Source organism: Pseudomonas sp. AN-B15 (genome assembly GCF_019056475.1).
Taxonomy (GTDB): Bacteria; Pseudomonadota; Gammaproteobacteria; order Pseudomonadales; family Pseudomonadaceae; genus Aquipseudomonas; species Aquipseudomonas parakoreensis.
In genome coordinates this window covers 2,628,763-2,646,751 of record NZ_CP049737.1, presented here as the reverse complement: position 1 = coordinate 2,646,751, position 17,989 = coordinate 2,628,763, and the positions used below count along the sequence as shown (strand labels likewise).

Below are 17,989 nucleotides of genomic sequence, written 5' to 3'. Positions count from 1 at the left end.
CGCCGACAATGTCTTTACGGGTGCTCATCCGTTGCGCAGCTTAATGGGTGCGACAATGTGTCTGCTTGCGGTGCTGCGACATATTCGGTCATTGGCACGTAAACCAAGGCTTTGGCAACGGTAAACACTAGCAGTCATGGCGCAAAACGGCGGCTTGAATGCCCGTATTTACGGTACATCTGTGCCAGAAGTGACCATTGACCTGTGTCGCGTTCGCGACACATCCTCTGACACTCTCACATGCAGAAATTCCCGAGGGCTGGCAGAATCGCGCCCAATTGCGACCAACACGCCCGCCGAGGCAGGAATTCCCATGCAAATGACCACCGCCCTACTGATCGTCAACCCGTGCGACGACGAAGAAGACAACATGGCCATGCTCTGCTGCCATAGCGACAAGGGCGAGATGTTTCTGATGAGCCGTTATCCGGACGAGGACGAGCTGGAGATCACCCTGGATGGCGAGCCTTCGACCCTCGACGGGGTGAAAGTCACCCTGGGCAAGACGCTGCTGAAGATCGAGATCGCGGCGGCGGATGCCGATGCGCTGAATGGCGATGATGTGCTGGAGATCACTTTCAATCCGGCCATGGTGGATCTGGAGGAGGTTGAGGAAACCCTGAAGAATATTCTGGATGGCACCGGGACCTATATCAGCCAGATTTAAGGGTGCCTGAGCCGGCCTCTTCGCTGGCAAGCCAGCTCCCACAGAGAGCGATGTGTTGCATAAATCGCATTCGCACCGCTGATACCTGTGGGAGCTGGCTTGCCAGCGATGGGGCCAGAACTGCCACCTCACCACTCCCCTGCTACAAAATTCCAACAAATCCCCCGGTCATTTCCCGCACTTTGCGCAAAATGCCGTTAGTCGCCACCCCCCTCGATGGATTAAAGTAACGCCCCCAGCCCCGGCGTTATCCGAACGCCTGGGGCCACCCTTTCCAGGAACAGTCACCGATGGAACATCGTGAAGCGCTGCTGGCGCTGCGAACCTTTCTTTCAACGCAGATTCTCGGCCAGGAAAAACTCATCGAGCGTTTGCTCATCGCCCTGCTCGCCGACGGCCACATGCTGGTCGAAGGCGCTCCGGGTCTGGCCAAGACCAAAGCGATCAAAGAACTCGCCGAGGGCATCGAAGCCCAGTTCCATCGCATCCAGTTCACTCCCGATCTGCTGCCGGCCGACATCACCGGCACCGAGATCTATCGCCCGGAAACCGGCAGTTTCGTGTTCCAGCAAGGGCCGATCTTCCACAACCTGGTGTTGGCGGACGAAATCAACCGGGCCCCGGCCAAGGTGCAATCGGCGCTGCTCGAAGCCATGGCCGAGCGTCAGGTCAGCGTCGGGCGTAGCACGTATGAACTGTCACCACTTTTTCTGGTGATGGCGACGCAGAACCCGATCGAGCAGGAAGGCACCTATCCGCTCCCGGAGGCTCAGCTCGACCGCTTCCTGATGCACGTCAAGATCGGTTTCCCGGACGCCGCCGTCGAACGCCGGATCCTTCAGCAGGCCCGTGGTGAAGCGCTCAACGGCGAAACCAAGCCTGAACGCCGGGTCAGCCAACAAGCGATCTTCGCCGCGCGCAAGGAAATCCTCGGTCTGTACATGGCTGACGCCGTAGAGGAATACCTGGTGCAACTGGTCATGGCCACGCGCACCCCGGCCAAGTTCGACCCGGAAATGGCCGAATGGATCGCCTATGGCGCCAGCCCGCGCGGCTCTATTGCCCTCGACCGTTGCGCCCGGGCTCACGCCTGGCTGGCGGGTCGCGATTTCGTCAGCCCGGAAGACATTCAGGCGGTGCTGTTCGACGTGTTGCGTCACCGCATCATTCTGTCGTTTGAAGCCGAAGCCGCCGGCATCGACCAGGATCGGGTGGTGCAGCGGATTCTCGACGTCGTAGCCGTCGCTTGACCCCCATGAACGCCCCCCTGCCGTCCGAACCGGGCATCCGCATCAGCCTCACCGACCTGATCGAGATGCGTCACCGTGTGCGCGAAGTGCAGTTGTTTTCCACGCCAAGTCAGCGCAGCCCGCTGATCGGCCTGCATCACTCGAAATTTCGCGGACGCGGGGTCGACTTCGATCAGGTGCGGGTGTATCAGGCCGGCGACGACGTGCGCACCATCGACTGGCGCGTGACCGCGCGCACCCAGGAGCCGCACACCAAGCTGTTCCACGAGGAGCGCGAACGACCGATTTTCATCATGGTCGAGCAAAGCACGCGGCTGTTTTTCGGCTCCGGGCTAATGTTCAAATCGGTGCTGGCGGCGCAAGCGGCGGCGCTGATCGGCTGGGCCGCGCTGGGGCACAATGATCGGGTTGGCGGGCTGGTGTTCGGCGACAACGAGCATTACGAAATCAAACCGCGCCGCAGCAAGCAGAGCCTGCTGCAACTGCTCAATCGCCTGGTCAAGGTCAATCAGTCGCTGCACAGCGAACGCGAGCCGGACCGCGACGCCCTCGGCGTGGCGCTGCGCCGGGCGCGCGAAGTGTTGCGCCCGGGCAGTCTGGTGATCGTCATCTGTGACGAGCGCGCGCTGACCGACAGCGCCGAGCAGCAACTGAGCCTGCTGGCGCGCCATTGCGACCTGCTGATGCTGCCGCTGTCCGATCCGCTGGACCACGCCCTGCCCGCCGCCGGGCTGCTCAGATTCGCGGAAAGGGGCGCGCAACTGGAACTCGACACCCTCAATTTCGAGCTGCGTCAAACCTATCGCGCTCAGGCCGAAGCTCGTATCGCCCGCTGGGAATTGCTCGCGCAAAAACTGCGGGTGCTGCTGATGCCATTGAGCACGCAAAGCGAAATGGTCGAGCAGATGCGCGAGTTCCTCAATCCGCAGCGCCCGGGGAGCAGTCGATGAACGGCCTCGAGCAACTGCAACCGCTGATTTCGCCACCGCCGATCGACTTTTGGCCGCCAGCGCCGGGCTGGTGGCTGCTGCTGTTATTGCTGCCGCTGCTCGGGTTCGCGGCGTGGCGTTTGCGCCGGTTCATTCCGGTCAAGAAACGCCCGATCGTACGCGCCGAACAGCCGCTCGATCCGGTGCGCATCGCCGCGCTGGCCGAACTGGCACAAATGCCCAAACCCTACGACGGCGCACCGGCCGGGGCCTGGCTGCAGCAGCTCAACGGACTGCTCAAACGCCTATGCCGCAACCACTACCCCTACAGCCAGAGCCACACCCTCAATGGCCGCAAATGGCTGGCGTTCCTCGACAACCGCTGCCCGGCGGCCGGTCTGACGCGCTGGATGGTGCTGGTCGAAGGCGCCTACAAACCGGAATGCAAACTCGACGACAAAGCCATCGCCGGCCTGACCCAAGCCGTCGACACCTGGATTCGCAAGCATGTTTGAGTTCGCCTGGCCGTGGATCTTCGTGCTGCTGCCGCTGCCGTGGCTGATGCGTCTGGTGTTGCCGGTGGCCGACAGCGGCGAGCCGGCCTTGCGCGTCAGTTTTCTCTCGGACCTCGAAGGCCTCGCCCGTCGCCGGGCCCGCGCCAACCTGCCGGCGTGGCGCCAGCAGGCGCCGTTTCTGTTGCTGTGGCTATTATTGCTGAGCGCCGCCGCCCGCCCGCAATGGCTCGGCGAACCATTGCCGATTGCCGCCAGCGGCCGTGATCTGCTGGTGGCGGTGGACGTGTCCGGTTCGATGGATTTTCCCGACATGCAGTGGCAGGACGAAGACGTCAGTCGCTTGTCGCTGGTTCAGCATCTGCTCGGGGATTTCCTCGAAAGCCGCGATGGCGACCGCGTCGGTCTGATCCTGTTCGGCAGTCAGGCGTACCTGCAGGCACCGCTGACGTTTGACCGCCACACCGTGCGCGTCTGGCTTGATGAAGCGCGCATCGGCATTGCCGGCAAGAACACCGCCATCGGCGACGCGATCGGTCTGGCGCTCAAGCGTCTGCGCCTGCGTCCGGCGCAAAGCCGGGTGTTGATTCTGGTCACCGACGGTGCCAACAACGGTGGCGAAATCGATCCGTTGACCGCAGCAAAACTGGCCGCCAGCGAAGGGGTGAAAATCTACCCGATCGGCATTGGTGCGGACCCGGAAGACAGTGGCAGCACCGGGCTGCTTGGGGTCAATCCGAGCCTGGACCTCGACGAGCCGGCGCTCAAGGCGATTGCCGCAGCCACCGGCGGCCAATACTTCCGCGCCCGCGACGGCAAAGAGCTGCAAGCGATCCGGGACACCCTCGATCAACTTGAACCGGTGACCCAGCAACCGACCCAGGCGCGCCCGGCGCAAGCCTTGTATCACTGGCCGCTGGCGTTGGCCCTGCTGCTGAGCCTGTTGCTGGTCGTCCGCGAATTGTGGCCGGACAACCCGCTGCAACGCCTGTTTACCAAGGAGCTGTATCTGCAAAGTCCGTTGCCTGACTGGCGCGAGCGTCTCAAGCGCCTGCGTTTGCGGAGGCGCCGATGATCGCGCTCTGGCCGCACTGGTTCCGCCCCTGGTGGCTGCTGCTCCTGCCGCTGCTCGGCTGGCTGATCTGGCAACTCTGGCACCGGCAGAAACGTGCTGGACGCTGGCAGATGATTCTGCCGCCGGCTTTCCACTCGACGCTGCTCAGCGGCGGCAATGGCCGCGCCAGCAAGCTGCCGTGGGTCGCCCTCGGCGTGGCGTGGCTGCTGACCCTCGTCGCCCTGCTCGGCCCCAGTTGGGAACGCGTCGAACAGACCAGCCAGAAACCCGCCGACCCGCTGGTCGTCGTTCTGGAGCTGACCCCGGAAATGCTCGCCAACGACTCACCGCCAACGCGACTGGAACAGGCCCGGCGCAAGCTGTTCGACCTGTTGCAGGCGCGCAGCGATGCGCAGACCGCGATCGTCGTCTACGCCGGCAGCGCGCACACGCTGGTACCGCTGTCGGATGACCTGGCGACCAGTCGCAATCTGCTCGACGCGCTCAAACCGTCGCTGATGCCGGAAAGCGGCCATCGCGCTGATCTCGGCATAAGCAAGGCACTGGCCTTGCTCAAGCAAGGCGCACTCGGTCAGGGACGCATCCTGCTGATCGGTTCCTCGCTGACCGAGGAAGAACGCCAAGGTATTCGTCGAGCCCTCGGCGAGCAGTCAGCACAACTATTGATGCTCGGCATCGGCACCGCTGAAGGCGCGCCCATCGCTCAGGAGGACGGCAGTTTCCTCAAGGATGAACAAGGCGCGATTCGCGTGCCGCAGCTCGACAGCCCGGGCCTCGGCGCGTTCCTCGCCAGCGTCGGCGGTGAATACCACAGCGCGCGTCTGGACGAATCCGACTTGCGCGCCCTCGGCCTGCTCGATGGCCCGCGCAGCCTGCGCAACGATGGTCAGACTGTGCGCCTGGACACCTGGGCCGATCAGGGCTATTGGCTGTTGTTGCCGCTGTTGCTGCTCGCCGCGTGTGCTGGACGGCGTGGCTGGTTATTCTGCCTGCCGCTGCTGCTGTGCTTGCCGCAGCCGAGCTACGCTTTCGACTTCGAAGACCTGTGGCTGCGTCCTGACCAACAGGGTTTGCACTTGCTCAAGCAGAAGCGCCCGGCCGAGGCCGCCGAACACTTTGAAGATCACCAGTGGCAAGGGCTGGCGTTGTATGAAGCCGGCGATTACAGTGGCGCCGCTCAGCGTTTCGCCGAAGGCAGCGACGCCCGCGCCCACTACAATCGAGGCAACGCGCTGGCGAAAAGTGGCGAGCTGGAAGCGGCGATTGATGCCTACGAGCAAGCGCTGGAACTGCAACCGGATCTGCGCCCGGCGCTGACCAACAAGGCCCTGGTGGAAAACCTGCTCAAGCAGAAGAACACCCCGCCGCCGGCCGAACCACAGCCGCAACCGGCACAGCCGAGCGTGCCCGGCGATGAACCACCGCCAGCGACCGCGCCGCCACCGACGGTCAAAAACGAGACCCCGAGCGAGGCCCAGCCCGGCGAGTCGGCCAGCGAACCGCCGCCGACCACCCCGCCGCAACCGGGCCCCAACGAGGTGCCGGGCATCGACGAGACGGAAGAAACGGACACCGTGCCGACGCTGCGCCCGAGCGAGGACAACCTCGAAGGCGAGCAACGTCAGGCGCTGGAACAATGGCTGGGCAAGATCCCGGACGACCCGGGCGAACTGCTGCGACGCAAATTCTGGTACGAACAGCAACAACATCAGGATCAGGAAAAAACTCGATGACCCGCTTCAGCGCCCTCTTGCTGCCCCTGCTGCTCTGCACGGCCACCGCTCAGGCGGCCGAGTTGACGGCCAGCGTGGATCGCAGTCGCCTGAACTCCGGCGAGACGGTCGAGCTCACCCTCGAAACCAGCGATGTCACCCAGTTCGGCAAACCCGACCTGACCCCGCTGGAACCGTTGTTCGAGGTGCGCGGCACGCGTCAGGTCAACCAGTTGAACACGCTTAATGGCGACAACCGTGCCACCACGCGCTGGATCATTACCCTGCTGCCGAAAGAGAACGGCAGCGTGGTCATTCCGCCGCTGCAACTGGGTGACGTGCAGAGCCAGCCGATCACCGTGCAAGTGGTCGAGAGCGATACTCGCGCAGAAAACAACAACCCGAACCCGGTGTTCATCGAGGGCAGCCTCGATCAGTCCAGCGTTTACGTGCAAGCCCAGGCGATCCTGACCCTGCGCATCTACCATTCAGTGTCGCTGTACGACGACAGCAGCCTGACGCCGCTGCAAATCGCCGATGCGCGTATCGAACAGCTGGGCGACATGCGTACCTATGAGAAAGACATCAACGGCGTGCGCCATGGCGTGATCGAGATGCGCTATGCGATCTACCCGCAGCACAGTGGTTTGCTGCTCATCGCTCCGCAGACGTTCAGCGCCACGCTGGTCGACACCCAGCCCAGCCAGGACGCCACCGCGCAAGGCCCGAAACCGGGCAAATTGCTGCGGGTCAATTCCGCCGAGATCGCCCTGACGGTCAAACCGAAACCGCTGACCTATCCGGCCGATGCGCCGTGGCTGCCGGCGCGCAGCCTGAGCCTGAGCGAAAGCTGGAACCCGGAGCCTGAGCACATTCAAGTGGGTGACTCGCTGACCCGCAGCCTGACCCTGAAAGTCGAAGGCCTGGCCAGCTCGCAGCTGCCGGCCCTGCCCGGCACCGAAGCCAACGGCCTGCGCCGTTACCCGGATCAACCGGTGCTGAGCAACCAGAGCGGCGAGCGCGGCCTGATCGGCAGCCGTGAAGAACGCGAAGCGCTGGTACCCAGCCGCAGCGGCAGCATCGAGCTGCCCACCGTCGATGTGGTCTGGTGGAACACCTTCGAAGATCATCTGGAACACACCAGCCTGCCGGCGCGCACCCTGCAGGTGGCGAACAACCCGAGCCTGCAAGTCGACACCCCGGCCGGCACCCTGCAAGCCAACGCCGTCGACAACGACGTGTTGTGGTGGTGGAAGCTCAGCACGCTGATCCTCGCCTGTACCACCCTGCTCGGCTTCGGCCTGTGGTGGCGTGCGCGCTGGCAACCGGCGGTGCATCGCGCCGCCCAGACCGGCCCGAGCCCGCGCACCTTGCTGGACGACATCAAGCGGGCGTGCCAGGCGAATGATCCGCAAGCGACGCGCCAGGCGCTGGATGCGTGGGCACGGCAGCAGCCGGAAACGCTAGCCGATATGGCGGCGCGCTTCGTACCACTTTCCGACGCCCTCGACGGCCTCAACGGCGCGCTCTACAGCGAGACCGGGCAGCATTGGCAGGGTGAAGATCTGTGGCGGGCAATCCGCACGATTCCGGCGGCGGAGCGGGTGCAGGATCCGGTGGGTGACAGCGGATTGCCGCCGCTTTATCCGAAGTAACCCTCCCCAAGAGGTAATGAAACCCTGTGGCGAGGGGATTTATCCCCGATGGGCTGCAAAGCAGCCCCGAACTCTACAAATCAAGTCTGCCTGACACACCACATAGCCTGATTTTACGACTGCTTCGCAGTCGATCGGGGCGGTGCGACGTTTCGCTAAATCCCCTCGCCACAGAGACCTTCACTTGACTTGGGCACTGCTCGACCACAGCGAGTGCTTTTGCCAGTAAACTCCCTCCTCTTTCGCCGCCCATCATTTCCCCCGCGGCCATCACCTCTTTTTGTAGCGGAGTCCACCTTGCGTCTGTTCCACACCTCCGACTGGCACCTTGGGCAAAACCTGCATGGCCAGGAGCGCGATTTCGAGCATGCGTGCTTTCTCGAATGGCTGCTGCGCCAATTGCAACTGGCGCAGCCGGATGTGCTGCTGATAGCCGGGGACATCTTTGACACGGTCAATCCGCCGGTCAAAGCCCAGGAACGCCTCTACGATTTCATCGTTAGTGCCCACGAGCAGCAGCCGTTGCTGACCATCGTGATGATTGCCGGTAACCACGATTCCGGCTCGCGCATCGAGCTGCCCGCGCCGTTGATGCGCCGTTTGCGCACCCATGCGCTGGGCCGGGTGTTGTGGCTGGATGACGGTCAGCTCGACGCCGAACGGCTGCTGCTGCCACTGCCCAATGCCCAAGGCGAAATCGCCGCGTGGTGCCTGGCGCTGCCGTTCCTGCGTCCGGCGGAAGTGACCGGTGCGCATCTGGGCGACGACTATCTGCGCGGTATCGGACAGGTGCATGAATGGCTGATCGAAGCGGCGAATGCCAAGCGCCAGCCGGGTCAGGCGCTGGTTGCCATCAGCCACGCACACATGGCTGGCGGTTCGGTCTCGGAAGACTCCGAGCGCAGCCTGATCATCGGTAACGCCGAGGCGCTGCCCGCCAGCCTGTTCGGGCCGAGCATCAGTTACGTTGCCCTCGGCCATTTGCACAAGCCGCAGAAGGTCAACGGTGAAGAACGCATTCGCTACAGCGGCTCGCCGATTCCGCTGTCGTTTTCAGAGATCGGCTATCAACACCAGATTCTCGACATCACCCTCGACGGCGAAACCCTGGTCAGCGTCGAGCCGAAACTGATCCCGCGCTCGGTCAACCTGCAACGCATCGGCCCGGCGCCGCTGGCGGAGATTCTGCTGCAACTGGCTGACCTGCCGAATATCGATCTGCTCGCTGAAACCCAGCGTCAGCCATGGCTGGAAGTGCGCGTCACCCTCGACGAGCCGCAGCCGGATCTGCGCCATCAGGTGGAAAACGCCTTGCAAGGCAAAGCCGTGCGCCTGGTGCGGATCGCCGCTGAGTACGCCGGCAACCGTGGCGCCGAGGGCAGCGACGACGGCAGCGCGCTGGTCGAGCTGGATCAGCTCACCCCGCAGGAATTGTTCAGCCGTGCCTGGCTCGACAACTACGGCAACGAGGTCGATGAACAGACGCTGAAGGACTTCGCCGAGCTGCTGCAGGATGTACAACTGGAGGGCGAGCAGCCATGAAGATTCTCGCCATTCGTTTGAAGAACCTCGCCTCGCTGGCCGGGCCGTTCGAGATTGATTTCACCGCCGAACCGCTGGCCAGTGCCGGCCTGTTCGCGATCACCGGGCCGACCGGCGCCGGTAAAAGCACCTTGCTCGATGCGCTGTGCCTGGCGCTGTTCGGCGCCGTGCCGCGCCTGAATAACACTGGCCGCGACGCCAAGGTGCCGGATGCCGACGGCGAAATCGCCACCGGCGACCCGCGTACCTTGCTGCGCCGTGGTACCGGTGAAGGTTACGCGGAAGTGGATTTTGTCGGCGTCGATGGCCGGCGTTATCGCGCGCGCTGGGAAGCCAACCGCGCCCGGGAAAAGGCCGGCGGCAAGTTGCAGGCCAGCCGCCAGAGCCTGCGCGACATCGATCAGGATCAACTGCTCGCCAGCCAGAAAGGCGAATACAAGACCCAACTCGAAGCCGCGCTGGGCCTGAACTTCGAACAGTTCACCCGCGCCGTGCTGCTGGCCCAGAGTGAGTTCAGCGCGTTCCTCAAGGCCGACGACAACGACCGCAGCGAACTGCTGGAGAAACTCACCGACACCGCGCTCTACACCCGCCTCGGTCGCCGCGCGTTCGACAAGACCAAAGAGGCCCGCGAAGCACACAAGCTGTTGCAGGATCAGGCCACTGGCGTGACTCCGCTGACGCCCGAAGCGCGGGCCGAGCTGGACGAACGCTTCAACGCCGCCCAGCAACAGCTGAAGTTGCAGCAGGCGCAGCTCAAGCAACTGGAGCAACAACACAGCTGGCTCAAGGATTTGCGCCAGTTGCAGGATGCGCAGCAAGCGGCCGCCGAACAACTGCAGAGTGCACAGCAGCAGTGGGAAGGTCTGGCTGGCGAGCGCCTGAAGCTGACACGCCTGGAGCAACTCGCGCCGCAACGCCACCAGTTCGCGCGCAAGACTGAACTGGATGCGCAACTGACGCCGCTGGCAGAACAGATTGCCGCGCATACCCAGCAACACGGCGAGCTCAACGAGCGCCAGACGCAACTGGAACAGGCGCTCAATGCGGCAAACATCGCCCTGAGCGAAGCGCAGCAGCGGCACAGCGAAAGTGCCCCGCTGCTGCGTCAGGCCTTCGACGAGCAAAGCACCCTTGCCCGCCTCGCCAAGGACACCGCCCTCAGCGCCGAGGCCCGCCAGTCCGCCGAGCAAGCCTGCACGCAAGGCCAGAGCGCGATTCAAGCCTTGCAGGCGAAACAGGCCGAGGTCGCTGAACGCCTGCAGAAAATCGCCGCCGGGCTGGAACAGAGTGCGGGTCTGGCGCCGCTCAGCGATGCATGGAATGCCTACCGCGATCGCCTGCAACAGCTGATGCTGATCGGCAATCGCCTGAACAAGGGGCAGGCCGAACTGGCGTCCCTCGAACAGAACGCTGCGCTTAGCGCCGAGACGCTGGCCGCGCAAAAACAACAACTGGAAGTGCTGTTCAAGGAGGCCGGCGCCGAGCCGAATGCCGTCGCCGAACAGATCGGCATCCTCGGCACGCTGTTGCAGGACAATCGCAAACAACTGCGCGCCATCGAAGACCTGACGCGGCTCTGGGCCAGTCAGCAGGAGCTGGAAAAACGCGGCGACGAGCTGCAACAGCGTCTGCTCGATGCGCAGCAGGAACGCGAGCGCCTGACCCAGGACGGGGTGAAAACCAAGGCTGAGCTGACCGTCGCCGAACAAACCCTCAACGTCACCCGTGAACTGCTCGAACGCCAGCGTCTGGCGCGCAGCGCCAGTGTCGAAGAGCTGCGCGCGCAGTTGCAGGACGACCAGCCGTGCCCGGTCTGCGGCAGCCACGAGCACCCGTATCATCAGCCGGAAGCGTTGTTGCAAAGCCTCGGCCGACACGATGAATCCGAGCAGGCCAGCGCGCAGCACGCGGTGGATCAGCTCAAGGAAAAACTCACCGAGTTGCGCGCTGAAGTCGGTGGCGTGATCGCCCGGCAGAAAGAGCTGCTGCAACAGCAGGAACAATTGACCGCCCAGTTGCAGGCATTGGCGCCGAGTCTGGAGACGCATCCGCTGGCGCCTCAGTTGCTCAATCAGGACGCCGACAAGCGCGATGCCTGGCTGACTCGGCAGAACGATCAGTTGAACCAGAGCATCACTCAGGACGAACAACGCCAGAGCGCCCTGCTCACCCTGCAACAGGATGCGGCGCGCCTGACCCAGCAACTGCGCAACGCCGAAACCGCACATCAGCAAGCGGCGCAGCACCTGAGCAATCAACAGCGCGAACTGAGCAGCGACCGTCAGCGTCTCGACGAAGAGCTCACCGCGTTCGCCAGCCTGTTGCCGGCCGACACCCTCGAAGCCCTGCGCGTTGAACCGGCGGCAACCTTCATGCAACTGGATCGGCAGATCGCCGAGCGTCTGGCGCAGGTCGAGCAGCAGAAGGAAGAGTTGGCCGAACAGCAGCAGCGCCAGCAGACGCTGGAGAAAGAACAGGATCGCCAGCTCAGCCGCGTACAGCAACTGCAGAGCGCCGAGCAGCAGTTCAGCGCCCTGGCCGAGCAGCAACAGGCCAGTCAGGAAAAACTCGCGCAGTTGCTGGGCGAACACAGCAGCGCCGAGCACTGGCAGCAGCAGCTGGAACAGGCTGTGGAACAAGCGCGCAACGCCGAAACCAGCACCGCTGCGCAACTGCAGAACGTGCGCACGCAACAGGTGCAGATCAGTGCCGAACTCAAGGCGCAACAGGAACGCTTGCAGGTACTGCAAAGCGAAGACGACGAACTGACGCAGAAGATTGCCGAATGGCGCGCACGCCATCCTGAACTGGATGACGGCGGTCTGGAAGATCTGCTGCGCGTCGATGACACTCAGCTCAGTGAACTGCGCCAGCGCTTGCAGCACAACGAAAAAGCCATCGAACAGGCCAGGGTGCTGCTGCAGGAACGCGATCAGCGCTTGGCCGATCATCAGGCGCAGCACAACGGCAATCTCGATGCCGAACAACTCGCCAGCGCCCTCGCCGAGCTGCAGAACCAGTTCAATCTGAGCGAGCAACAGTGCGCCGAATTGCGCGCAGAACAAGCTGAAGATCAGCGCCGGCAGAACGCCAATCAGGCGCTGGCGCAACAGATCGCCGACGCCTATGCCGAGTACCAGCGCTGGGCGCGCCTGAACGCGTTGATCGGTTCGGCCACCGGCGACACCTTCCGCAAGATCGCCCAGGCCTACAACCTCGACCTGCTGGTGCATCACGCCAACGTGCAGTTGCGTCAACTGGTCAAACGCTATCGCCTGAAACGCGGCGGCAGCATGCTCGGCCTGCTGGTGCTGGACACCGAGATGGGCGACGAATTGCGCTCGGTGCATTCGCTGTCCGGCGGCGAGACCTTTCTGGTGTCACTGGCTCTGGCACTGGGGCTGGCCTCGATGGCCTCGAGCACGCTGAAAATCGAATCGCTGTTCATCGACGAAGGCTTCGGCAGCCTCGATCCGGAATCGCTGCAACTGGCCATGGATGCCCTCGACGGCTTGCAGGCGCAGGGGCGCAAGGTCGCGGTGATTTCCCACGTGCAGGAAATGCACGAGCGGATTCCGGTGCAGATTCAGGTGCAGCGCCAGGGCAACGGCTTGAGCACATTGGAGGTGAAATGAACACGTTGTACTCATTCCGCCGCTGCCCCTACGCGATGCGCGCGCGAATGGCCCTGCGCTATTCGGGGGTAGCGGTGGAGATCGTCGAAGTCAGCCTCAAGGCCAAACCGGCCGCGATGCTGGCGATCTCACCCAAAGGCACGGTGCCGGTGCTGGATGCGGATGGACAGGTGATTGATGAAAGTCTGGAGATCATGCGCTGGGCGTTGGCGCAGCATGATCCGGACGATTGGCTGCTCGGCGGTGATTCACGAATTGCCGAATTGATCGAAGCCAATGATCAAGTGTTCAAAGTGTATTTGAACCGCTACAAATACGCCGAGCGCTATCCCGAGCAGCCAATGGAGGTTTATCGGGCCGAAGGGGCGGTGTTTCTGCAGCGGCTGGATGGGTTGCTTGAAGGTCGGGATTATTTGCTGAGTAATCACTTGAGTCTGGCAGATGTGGCGTTGCTGCCGTTCGTTCGACAGTTTGCGCATGTGGATCGCGAGTGGTTCGCGCAGACGCCCTATGTTCGCTTGCAGGCGTGGCTACAGCGCTTCCTCGAATCCAACCTCTTCACCTCCATCATGAAGAAATAACCCCAGGGAATCCCTGTGGCGAGGGGATTTATCCCCGATGGGCGGCGAAGCTGCCCTGAAATCAGACACCTTGGTGTATCAAAATAATCCGGTTTGCCGGGTCTGGGGCCGCTTCGCGACCCATCGGGGATAAATCCCCTCACCACAATGATCGGGTTGTCTAAGCCAGTGCGTTGCACATGCCCAGTGCCATGCAATCCACTTCAAACGGCCCAAGAAAATCGACCTCAGCCTTGATCGGCGGATTACCGGCCAGCAACCCCTGCGAGTTGGCCCGTTCGATATTGTGCGCAATGCTGTGATTGGCCTCTATGGCCCGCGCCAGCGCACCGACCGAGCCTTGACCAAAACCGAGTAACGCCGCGCCATTGGTCATCAATGCCAGACCGGCGATGACCCAGAATCTGTAGCCTTTCATGCGCCGCTCACTCCTGCGAGTTCAGCACGATCAACCAGCACGTCTGCGCGGTGTTCGAACTGGATGCCGGGGTGTGCGACTTCGATCGGTGCGTCGACGCTGTGTTGGGTTTGCGCGGCGATGCTGACGAACAGCACCAAGGCCAGGTAAAGACCGATGGCCAGGTAGGCGCCGCGCTTGGCTGAGGTGATGATTGAACTGGCCATGATGTGCTCCGTGGGCATGTTTCAGTGCCGTCAGGATCAATCAAAAAAGCCGTGGTAACCACTCAGGGTTTGCCATAGTAAACATCAGCTTGGTTGATTATTTAGGCCTTCTATTCGCGTGTTTGAAGAAACCTATCAAGTCGTCCAACGCACAAACGTGTAGGAGCTGCCGAAGGCTGCGATCTTTTAACGTTGAAGATCAAAAGATCGCAGCCTTCGGCAGCTCCTACAGGGAGTGGTGCCAAATCAGACTTTCAGTGTTGGGCTTTGTGATCCAGTGCGGCGTAGAAGTTGGCGCTCTGTTGCAGGTATTTCTGGGTGTAGCTCTGGGTGTGGGATTTTTTGCTGGCGATTTCAACGTTGGCACTGGCTGGCAATGCAACGGTGGCGGAGATAGCGGAAGCGGCGATGACGGAGAAGAGATTGAAGTTCATGGCGGTAACCCTCGTGTTCGGTTGGCTTGCTTTGCCCGGTTGGGCCGTGAAGCAAACTTACCGCTCGAGGGTTGATCGCTTGAAATGCTTTGTAGCATTACCGGATATCAGCGCGATTAATACAAAGAGACAGGCCCCGTAAACCGGGGCCTGTGGCTTATTGTCGCACGATAAACTTCAGGTCACTGGGCGCGTCCATCGGTAGTTTCTGCACGGTTTTGCCGAGCAGACCGGTCTTGGCGTCACGCTCGACGACGACAATTTCGTTGCTCTTCTGGTTGGCGATCAGCAGGAATTTGCCACTTGGATCGAGACTGAATTCGCGCGGGTGATCGCCCTCCACCGAACGTTTTTGCAGTTCCTTGAGCTGGCCGCTCGCCGGATCGATCGCAAAGACCACCAGTTGGTTGGCGGTACCACGGTTGCTGACGTAGAGGAACTTGCCATCGGCCGAGGCATGCAGCGCGGCGGCGGCTTTGTCCGAGGTCGGCTGACCGGCAGCCAGATCGACCAGTTGCGTCTGGGTCAGCACGCCGTCGTGATAGTCGAACACTGCGACCTGTGCGCTCATTTCCATGGTCAGCCAGGCATGCTTGCCGTCCGCGCTGAACAGCAAGTGACGCGGGCCGCTGCCGGCCGGCAGGCTCACCGAAGCAGTTTTCGCCGGGGTTAACGGCAGCTCCGGGTTGGCTTTCGGGTCGAACTGGTAGATGAAGACCTTGTCCGCCCCCAGGTCGTTGGAGAACACGTAGCGGCCATCCGGCGAGGACACCGTCGAGTGCACGTGGTTCGAGGCCTGACGCTCGGGGTTGACCCGGCTCGCCGGGTGCGCGCTCATCTGCACCACCGGTTTGAGTTTGCCATCGGCACCGACCGGCAACACCGCGAGGGTGCCACCCGGATCTTCCACCACCGAATAGTTGCTGACGAACAGATGGCTCGCATCGCCGCTGAGGCTCGAGTGGGTCGGCTCGTTGCCCAGGCTCTGCACTTGATTGATCAGGGTCAGAGTGTGGGTCTTGGGATCGATCGAATAGCTGCTGACGCGGCCGACCGGGTCTTTCTGGCCGGGACCGTTTTCATTGACCACGAACAGCTGCTTCTGGTCTTTGGACAAGGTCAGCCATGACGGGTTTTCGCTCTTCACCACTTGCAGCGGCTTGGCGGCGATCTGGCCGGTGGCGCTGTCGAAATTCATTCGATAGATGCCCTGGCTGGTGCCGGCGGTGTAGGAGCCGACCAGCAATTGATAGCTCTCGGCGCTGGCACTGGACAGGCCCATCGCACCGACGCTGCCAGCCATCAGCAATGGCCAGAATTTACGCATGTTCATTAATTGTCATCCTCGTCGTCGCTGCTGCTGACCACATCACCGAGGCAGACCAGACGGTGTTCGCCGGTGGTCTTGGTGTCGCTGGCGTAGCCAATGATCAGCCAGCTTTGCAGGTCTTCATCAAACGTCGCCGCCGCAACCTGCGCCGGGGTGAACTCCCAATGCTTGGCCTCTCGGCCGTCGATGCATTCAATGTGCAGGTTGTCGTCTTCGTCGAGGGCAAATTCGAAGGCGTGCAAGCCATCGATTTCGACCATGCCGCAGTGTTCGAGGGCGTTGAGAAGGGTTTGGGCAGTCATGGCAAACAGTCTTTCTAGGGGGGAAAGGGCCAATGATAGCTTATAGCGCCTCGATCCCTCTGTAGGAGCTGCCGAAGGCTGCGATCTTTTGATCTTGTTTTTTAAAATCAAAGTCAAAAGATCGCAGCCTTCGGCAGCTCCTACAGAGTGATGGGTCAGAGGGCGTCGCGCGAGGGCTTGCCGTCTACCAGCCGCTGAATGCGCAACGGGTTGGCGTTTTTCAGTGGTTCGGGCAGCAAGAAATCCGGGTAGTTCTGAAAGCATACCGGGCGCAGGAACCGATCAATTGCCAGCGTCCCCACCGAGGTACCGCGCGCATCGGAAGTCGCCGGATACGGCCCGCCATGCACCATCGAATCACACACCTCCACACCCGTTGGATAACCATTGAGCAGAATCCGTCCGACTTTCTGTTCGAGCAGCGGCGTCAGTTCCGGGAAGCGTTCGAAGTCGGCCTGCTCGCCGATCATCGTCGCCGTCAGTTGCCCGTGCAGGCCCGACAGCGCCGCGCTGAGTTCGGCCTTGTCCGCCACTTCGACGATCACCGTGGTCGGGCCGAACACTTCTTCCTGCAGCACTTCATCGCCGTTGATCAACAGGCTGACATCGGCCTTGAACAGTTGTGGCTGCGCCTGATTGCCCTGTTGCGGATTACCCGCCAGATGCTCGATGCCGGAATGCGCCAGCAACTTTTGCAGACCTTTGCCGTAGCTGCCGAGGGTGCCGGCGTTGAGCATGGTTTGCGCCGGTTGGTCGCCAATCAGCCCGGCGACTTGCTGGACGAAGGCGCTGAACTGCTGCGAGCGAATACCAATGACCAAACCCGGGTTGGTACAGAACTGACCGCAGCCTTGCACCACCGAAGCGGTCAGGTCGCGGGCGATGGTTTCCGAGCGCTCAGCCAAGGCTTGAGGCAGAACGATCACCGGGTTGATGCTCGACATTTCGGCGAACACCGGGATCGGTTGCGGCCGTGCCGCGGCCATGTCGCACAGTGCGCGGCCGCCCTTCAGCGAACCGGTGAAACCAACCGCCTGAATCGCCGGATGCTTGACCAGCCATTCGCCAACGCCAGCGCCGTAAATCATGTTGAACACGCCTGCCGGCATCGCGGTTTTTTCGGCGGCGCGAATCAGGGCCTCGGCCACACGTTCAGCGGTAGCCATATGACCTGAATGCGCCTTGAACACCACCGGGCAACCGGCGGCCAACGCGGCAGCGGTATCGCCGCCCGCTGTAGAAAACGCCAGCGGAAAGTTGCTCGCGCCAAACACCGCCACCGGGCCGAGGCCGATGCGGTATTGACGCAGGTCCGGGCGCGGCAACGGCTGACGATCGGGCAGTGGCAGATCGATTCGCGCGCCATAGAAATCACCGCGCCGCAGGACTTTGGCAAACAGGCGCATCTGCCCGCTGGTGCGCCCGCGCTCGCCCTGAATGCGTCCGGCGGGCAGCGCGGTTTCACGGCAGACCAGCGCGACGAAATCATCATCCAGCGCATCCAGTTCGTCGGCAATCGCGTCGAGAAATTGCGCGCGGCGTTCGGCGCTGAGGCTGCGATAGGCCGGGTACGCTGCGGCGGCGGCTTTGGCGGCGGCATCGACTTCGGCTTCAGTCGCTTGAATGAATGCGTACGGCAGCTGTTCGCCGGTGGTTGCGTCGACGCTGTGCAGTGTCACGTCGCCCGCTGCGCTGCGCTGTCCGCCAATGAAGTTGTGTCCAGGAATCTGCGTCATGG

The 17,989-nt window shown here is 62.4% G+C and carries 16 protein-coding genes; 10 read left to right on the top strand and 6 right to left on the bottom strand.

Annotation, left to right across the window (positions count from 1 at the left end; translation table 11 throughout):
* Nucleotides 1–313 precede the first annotated feature (313 nt).
* The 10 genes from GTQ41_RS11975 to GTQ41_RS11930 all read left to right on the top strand — a co-directional run bounded on the left by GTQ41_RS11975 (nt 314) and on the right by GTQ41_RS11930 (nt 13,561).
* Nucleotides 314–667 (top strand): hypothetical protein, encoded by a 354-nt coding sequence (locus tag GTQ41_RS11975; RefSeq protein ID WP_047293912.1) that lies wholly within the window; start codon nt 314–316, stop codon nt 665–667.
* Nucleotides 668–957: 290 nt separating this feature from the next.
* Entirely contained in the window at nt 958–1,917 is a 960-nt protein-coding gene (locus GTQ41_RS11970) for a MoxR family ATPase (RefSeq protein ID WP_003218556.1), read from the top strand.
* Between the two features lie 5 nt (nt 1,918–1,922).
* Nucleotides 1,923–2,867: a DUF58 domain-containing protein gene (locus tag GTQ41_RS11965; RefSeq protein ID WP_047293911.1), complete on the top strand. Its 945-nt coding sequence runs from the start codon at nt 1,923–1,925 to the stop codon at nt 2,865–2,867.
* Nucleotides 2,864–3,361, top strand: coding sequence for a DUF4381 domain-containing protein (locus tag GTQ41_RS11960; protein ID WP_047293910.1), 498 nt, complete (start codon nt 2,864–2,866; stop codon nt 3,359–3,361). The genes GTQ41_RS11965 and GTQ41_RS11960 overlap by 4 nt, the downstream gene beginning before the upstream one ends.
* Nucleotides 3,354–4,433: a VWA domain-containing protein gene (locus GTQ41_RS11955; protein WP_041062472.1), complete on the top strand. Its 1,080-nt coding sequence runs from the start codon at nt 3,354–3,356 to the stop codon at nt 4,431–4,433. Before GTQ41_RS11960 ends, GTQ41_RS11955 begins: the two co-directional genes overlap by 8 nt.
* Complete coding sequence (locus GTQ41_RS11950) at nt 4,430–6,166, top strand: tetratricopeptide repeat protein (protein WP_047293908.1); 1,737 nt, start codon at nt 4,430–4,432, stop codon at nt 6,164–6,166. Before GTQ41_RS11955 ends, GTQ41_RS11950 begins: the two co-directional genes overlap by 4 nt.
* Complete coding sequence (locus GTQ41_RS11945) at nt 6,163–7,800, top strand: BatD family protein (RefSeq protein WP_047293906.1); 1,638 nt, start codon at nt 6,163–6,165, stop codon at nt 7,798–7,800. Before GTQ41_RS11950 ends, GTQ41_RS11945 begins: the two co-directional genes overlap by 4 nt.
* Nucleotides 7,801–8,097: 297 nt before the next feature.
* Complete coding sequence (locus GTQ41_RS11940; RefSeq protein ID WP_047293904.1) at nt 8,098–9,342, top strand: exonuclease SbcCD subunit D C-terminal domain-containing protein; 1,245 nt, start codon at nt 8,098–8,100, stop codon at nt 9,340–9,342.
* Nucleotides 9,339–12,980, top strand: coding sequence for an AAA family ATPase (locus tag GTQ41_RS11935; protein WP_047293902.1), 3,642 nt, complete (start codon nt 9,339–9,341; stop codon nt 12,978–12,980). Before GTQ41_RS11940 ends, GTQ41_RS11935 begins: the two co-directional genes overlap by 4 nt.
* Nucleotides 12,977–13,561 (top strand): glutathione S-transferase, encoded by a 585-nt coding sequence (locus tag GTQ41_RS11930; RefSeq protein ID WP_047293901.1) that lies wholly within the window; start codon nt 12,977–12,979, stop codon nt 13,559–13,561. Before GTQ41_RS11935 ends, GTQ41_RS11930 begins: the two co-directional genes overlap by 4 nt.
* A gap of 160 nt (nt 13,562–13,721) precedes the next feature.
* On the opposite strand, the gene GTQ41_RS11925 is transcribed toward GTQ41_RS11930, so the two are convergent.
* From GTQ41_RS11925 to GTQ41_RS11900, 6 genes are all read right to left on the bottom strand, one after another.
* Entirely contained in the window at nt 13,722–13,979 is a 258-nt protein-coding gene (locus tag GTQ41_RS11925) for a hypothetical protein (protein WP_047293900.1), read from the bottom strand.
* Nucleotides 13,976–14,185, bottom strand: a complete 210-nt coding sequence (locus GTQ41_RS11920) for a hypothetical protein (protein ID WP_047293899.1) — start codon at nt 14,183–14,185, stop codon at nt 13,976–13,978. Before GTQ41_RS11920 ends, GTQ41_RS11925 begins: the two co-directional genes overlap by 4 nt.
* Nucleotides 14,186–14,439: 254 nt before the next feature.
* Nucleotides 14,440–14,619 carry a hypothetical protein gene (locus tag GTQ41_RS11915; protein ID WP_041062495.1) on the bottom strand — a complete coding sequence of 60 codons (180 nt, stop codon included), beginning with the start codon at nt 14,617–14,619 and terminating at the stop codon, nt 14,440–14,442.
* 157 nt (nt 14,620–14,776) lie between these two features.
* Entirely contained in the window at nt 14,777–15,952 is a 1,176-nt protein-coding gene (locus GTQ41_RS11910) for a lactonase family protein (RefSeq protein WP_047293898.1), read from the bottom strand.
* Nucleotides 15,952–16,251: a DUF5629 family protein gene (locus GTQ41_RS11905; RefSeq protein ID WP_047293896.1), complete on the bottom strand. Its 300-nt coding sequence runs from the start codon at nt 16,249–16,251 to the stop codon at nt 15,952–15,954. Before GTQ41_RS11905 ends, GTQ41_RS11910 begins: the two co-directional genes overlap by 1 nt.
* A 155-nt stretch (nt 16,252–16,406) precedes the next feature.
* Nucleotides 16,407–17,987 (bottom strand): aldehyde dehydrogenase (NADP(+)), encoded by a 1,581-nt coding sequence (locus tag GTQ41_RS11900; RefSeq protein ID WP_217325506.1) that lies wholly within the window; start codon nt 17,985–17,987, stop codon nt 16,407–16,409.
* Nucleotides 17,988–17,989 lie beyond the last annotated feature (2 nt).

Coding starts and splice junctions, on each gene's coding strand:
- GTQ41_RS11975 (WP_047293912.1), top strand. CDS start 314: ATGCAAATGACCACCGCCCTACTGATCGTCAACCCGTGCGACGACGAA.
- GTQ41_RS11970 (WP_003218556.1), top strand. CDS start 958: ATGGAACATCGTGAAGCGCTGCTGGCGCTGCGAACCTTTCTTTCAACG.
- GTQ41_RS11965 (WP_047293911.1), top strand. CDS start 1,923: ATGAACGCCCCCCTGCCGTCCGAACCGGGCATCCGCATCAGCCTCACC.
- GTQ41_RS11960 (WP_047293910.1), top strand. CDS start 2,864: ATGAACGGCCTCGAGCAACTGCAACCGCTGATTTCGCCACCGCCGATC.
- GTQ41_RS11955 (WP_041062472.1), top strand. CDS start 3,354: ATGTTTGAGTTCGCCTGGCCGTGGATCTTCGTGCTGCTGCCGCTGCCG.
- GTQ41_RS11950 (WP_047293908.1), top strand. CDS start 4,430: ATGATCGCGCTCTGGCCGCACTGGTTCCGCCCCTGGTGGCTGCTGCTC.
- GTQ41_RS11945 (WP_047293906.1), top strand. CDS start 6,163: ATGACCCGCTTCAGCGCCCTCTTGCTGCCCCTGCTGCTCTGCACGGCC.
- GTQ41_RS11935 (WP_047293902.1), top strand. CDS start 9,339: ATGAAGATTCTCGCCATTCGTTTGAAGAACCTCGCCTCGCTGGCCGGG.
- GTQ41_RS11930 (WP_047293901.1), top strand. CDS start 12,977: ATGAACACGTTGTACTCATTCCGCCGCTGCCCCTACGCGATGCGCGCG.
- GTQ41_RS11925 (WP_047293900.1), bottom strand. CDS start 13,979: ATGAAAGGCTACAGATTCTGGGTCATCGCCGGTCTGGCATTGATGACC.
- GTQ41_RS11920 (WP_047293899.1), bottom strand. CDS start 14,185: ATGGCCAGTTCAATCATCACCTCAGCCAAGCGCGGCGCCTACCTGGCC.
- GTQ41_RS11915 (WP_041062495.1), bottom strand. CDS start 14,619: ATGAACTTCAATCTCTTCTCCGTCATCGCCGCTTCCGCTATCTCCGCC.
- GTQ41_RS11910 (WP_047293898.1), bottom strand. CDS start 15,952: ATGAACATGCGTAAATTCTGGCCATTGCTGATGGCTGGCAGCGTCGGT.
- GTQ41_RS11905 (WP_047293896.1), bottom strand. CDS start 16,251: ATGACTGCCCAAACCCTTCTCAACGCCCTCGAACACTGCGGCATGGTC.
- GTQ41_RS11900 (WP_217325506.1), bottom strand. CDS start 17,987: ATGACGCAGATTCCTGGACACAACTTCATTGGCGGACAGCGCAGCGCA.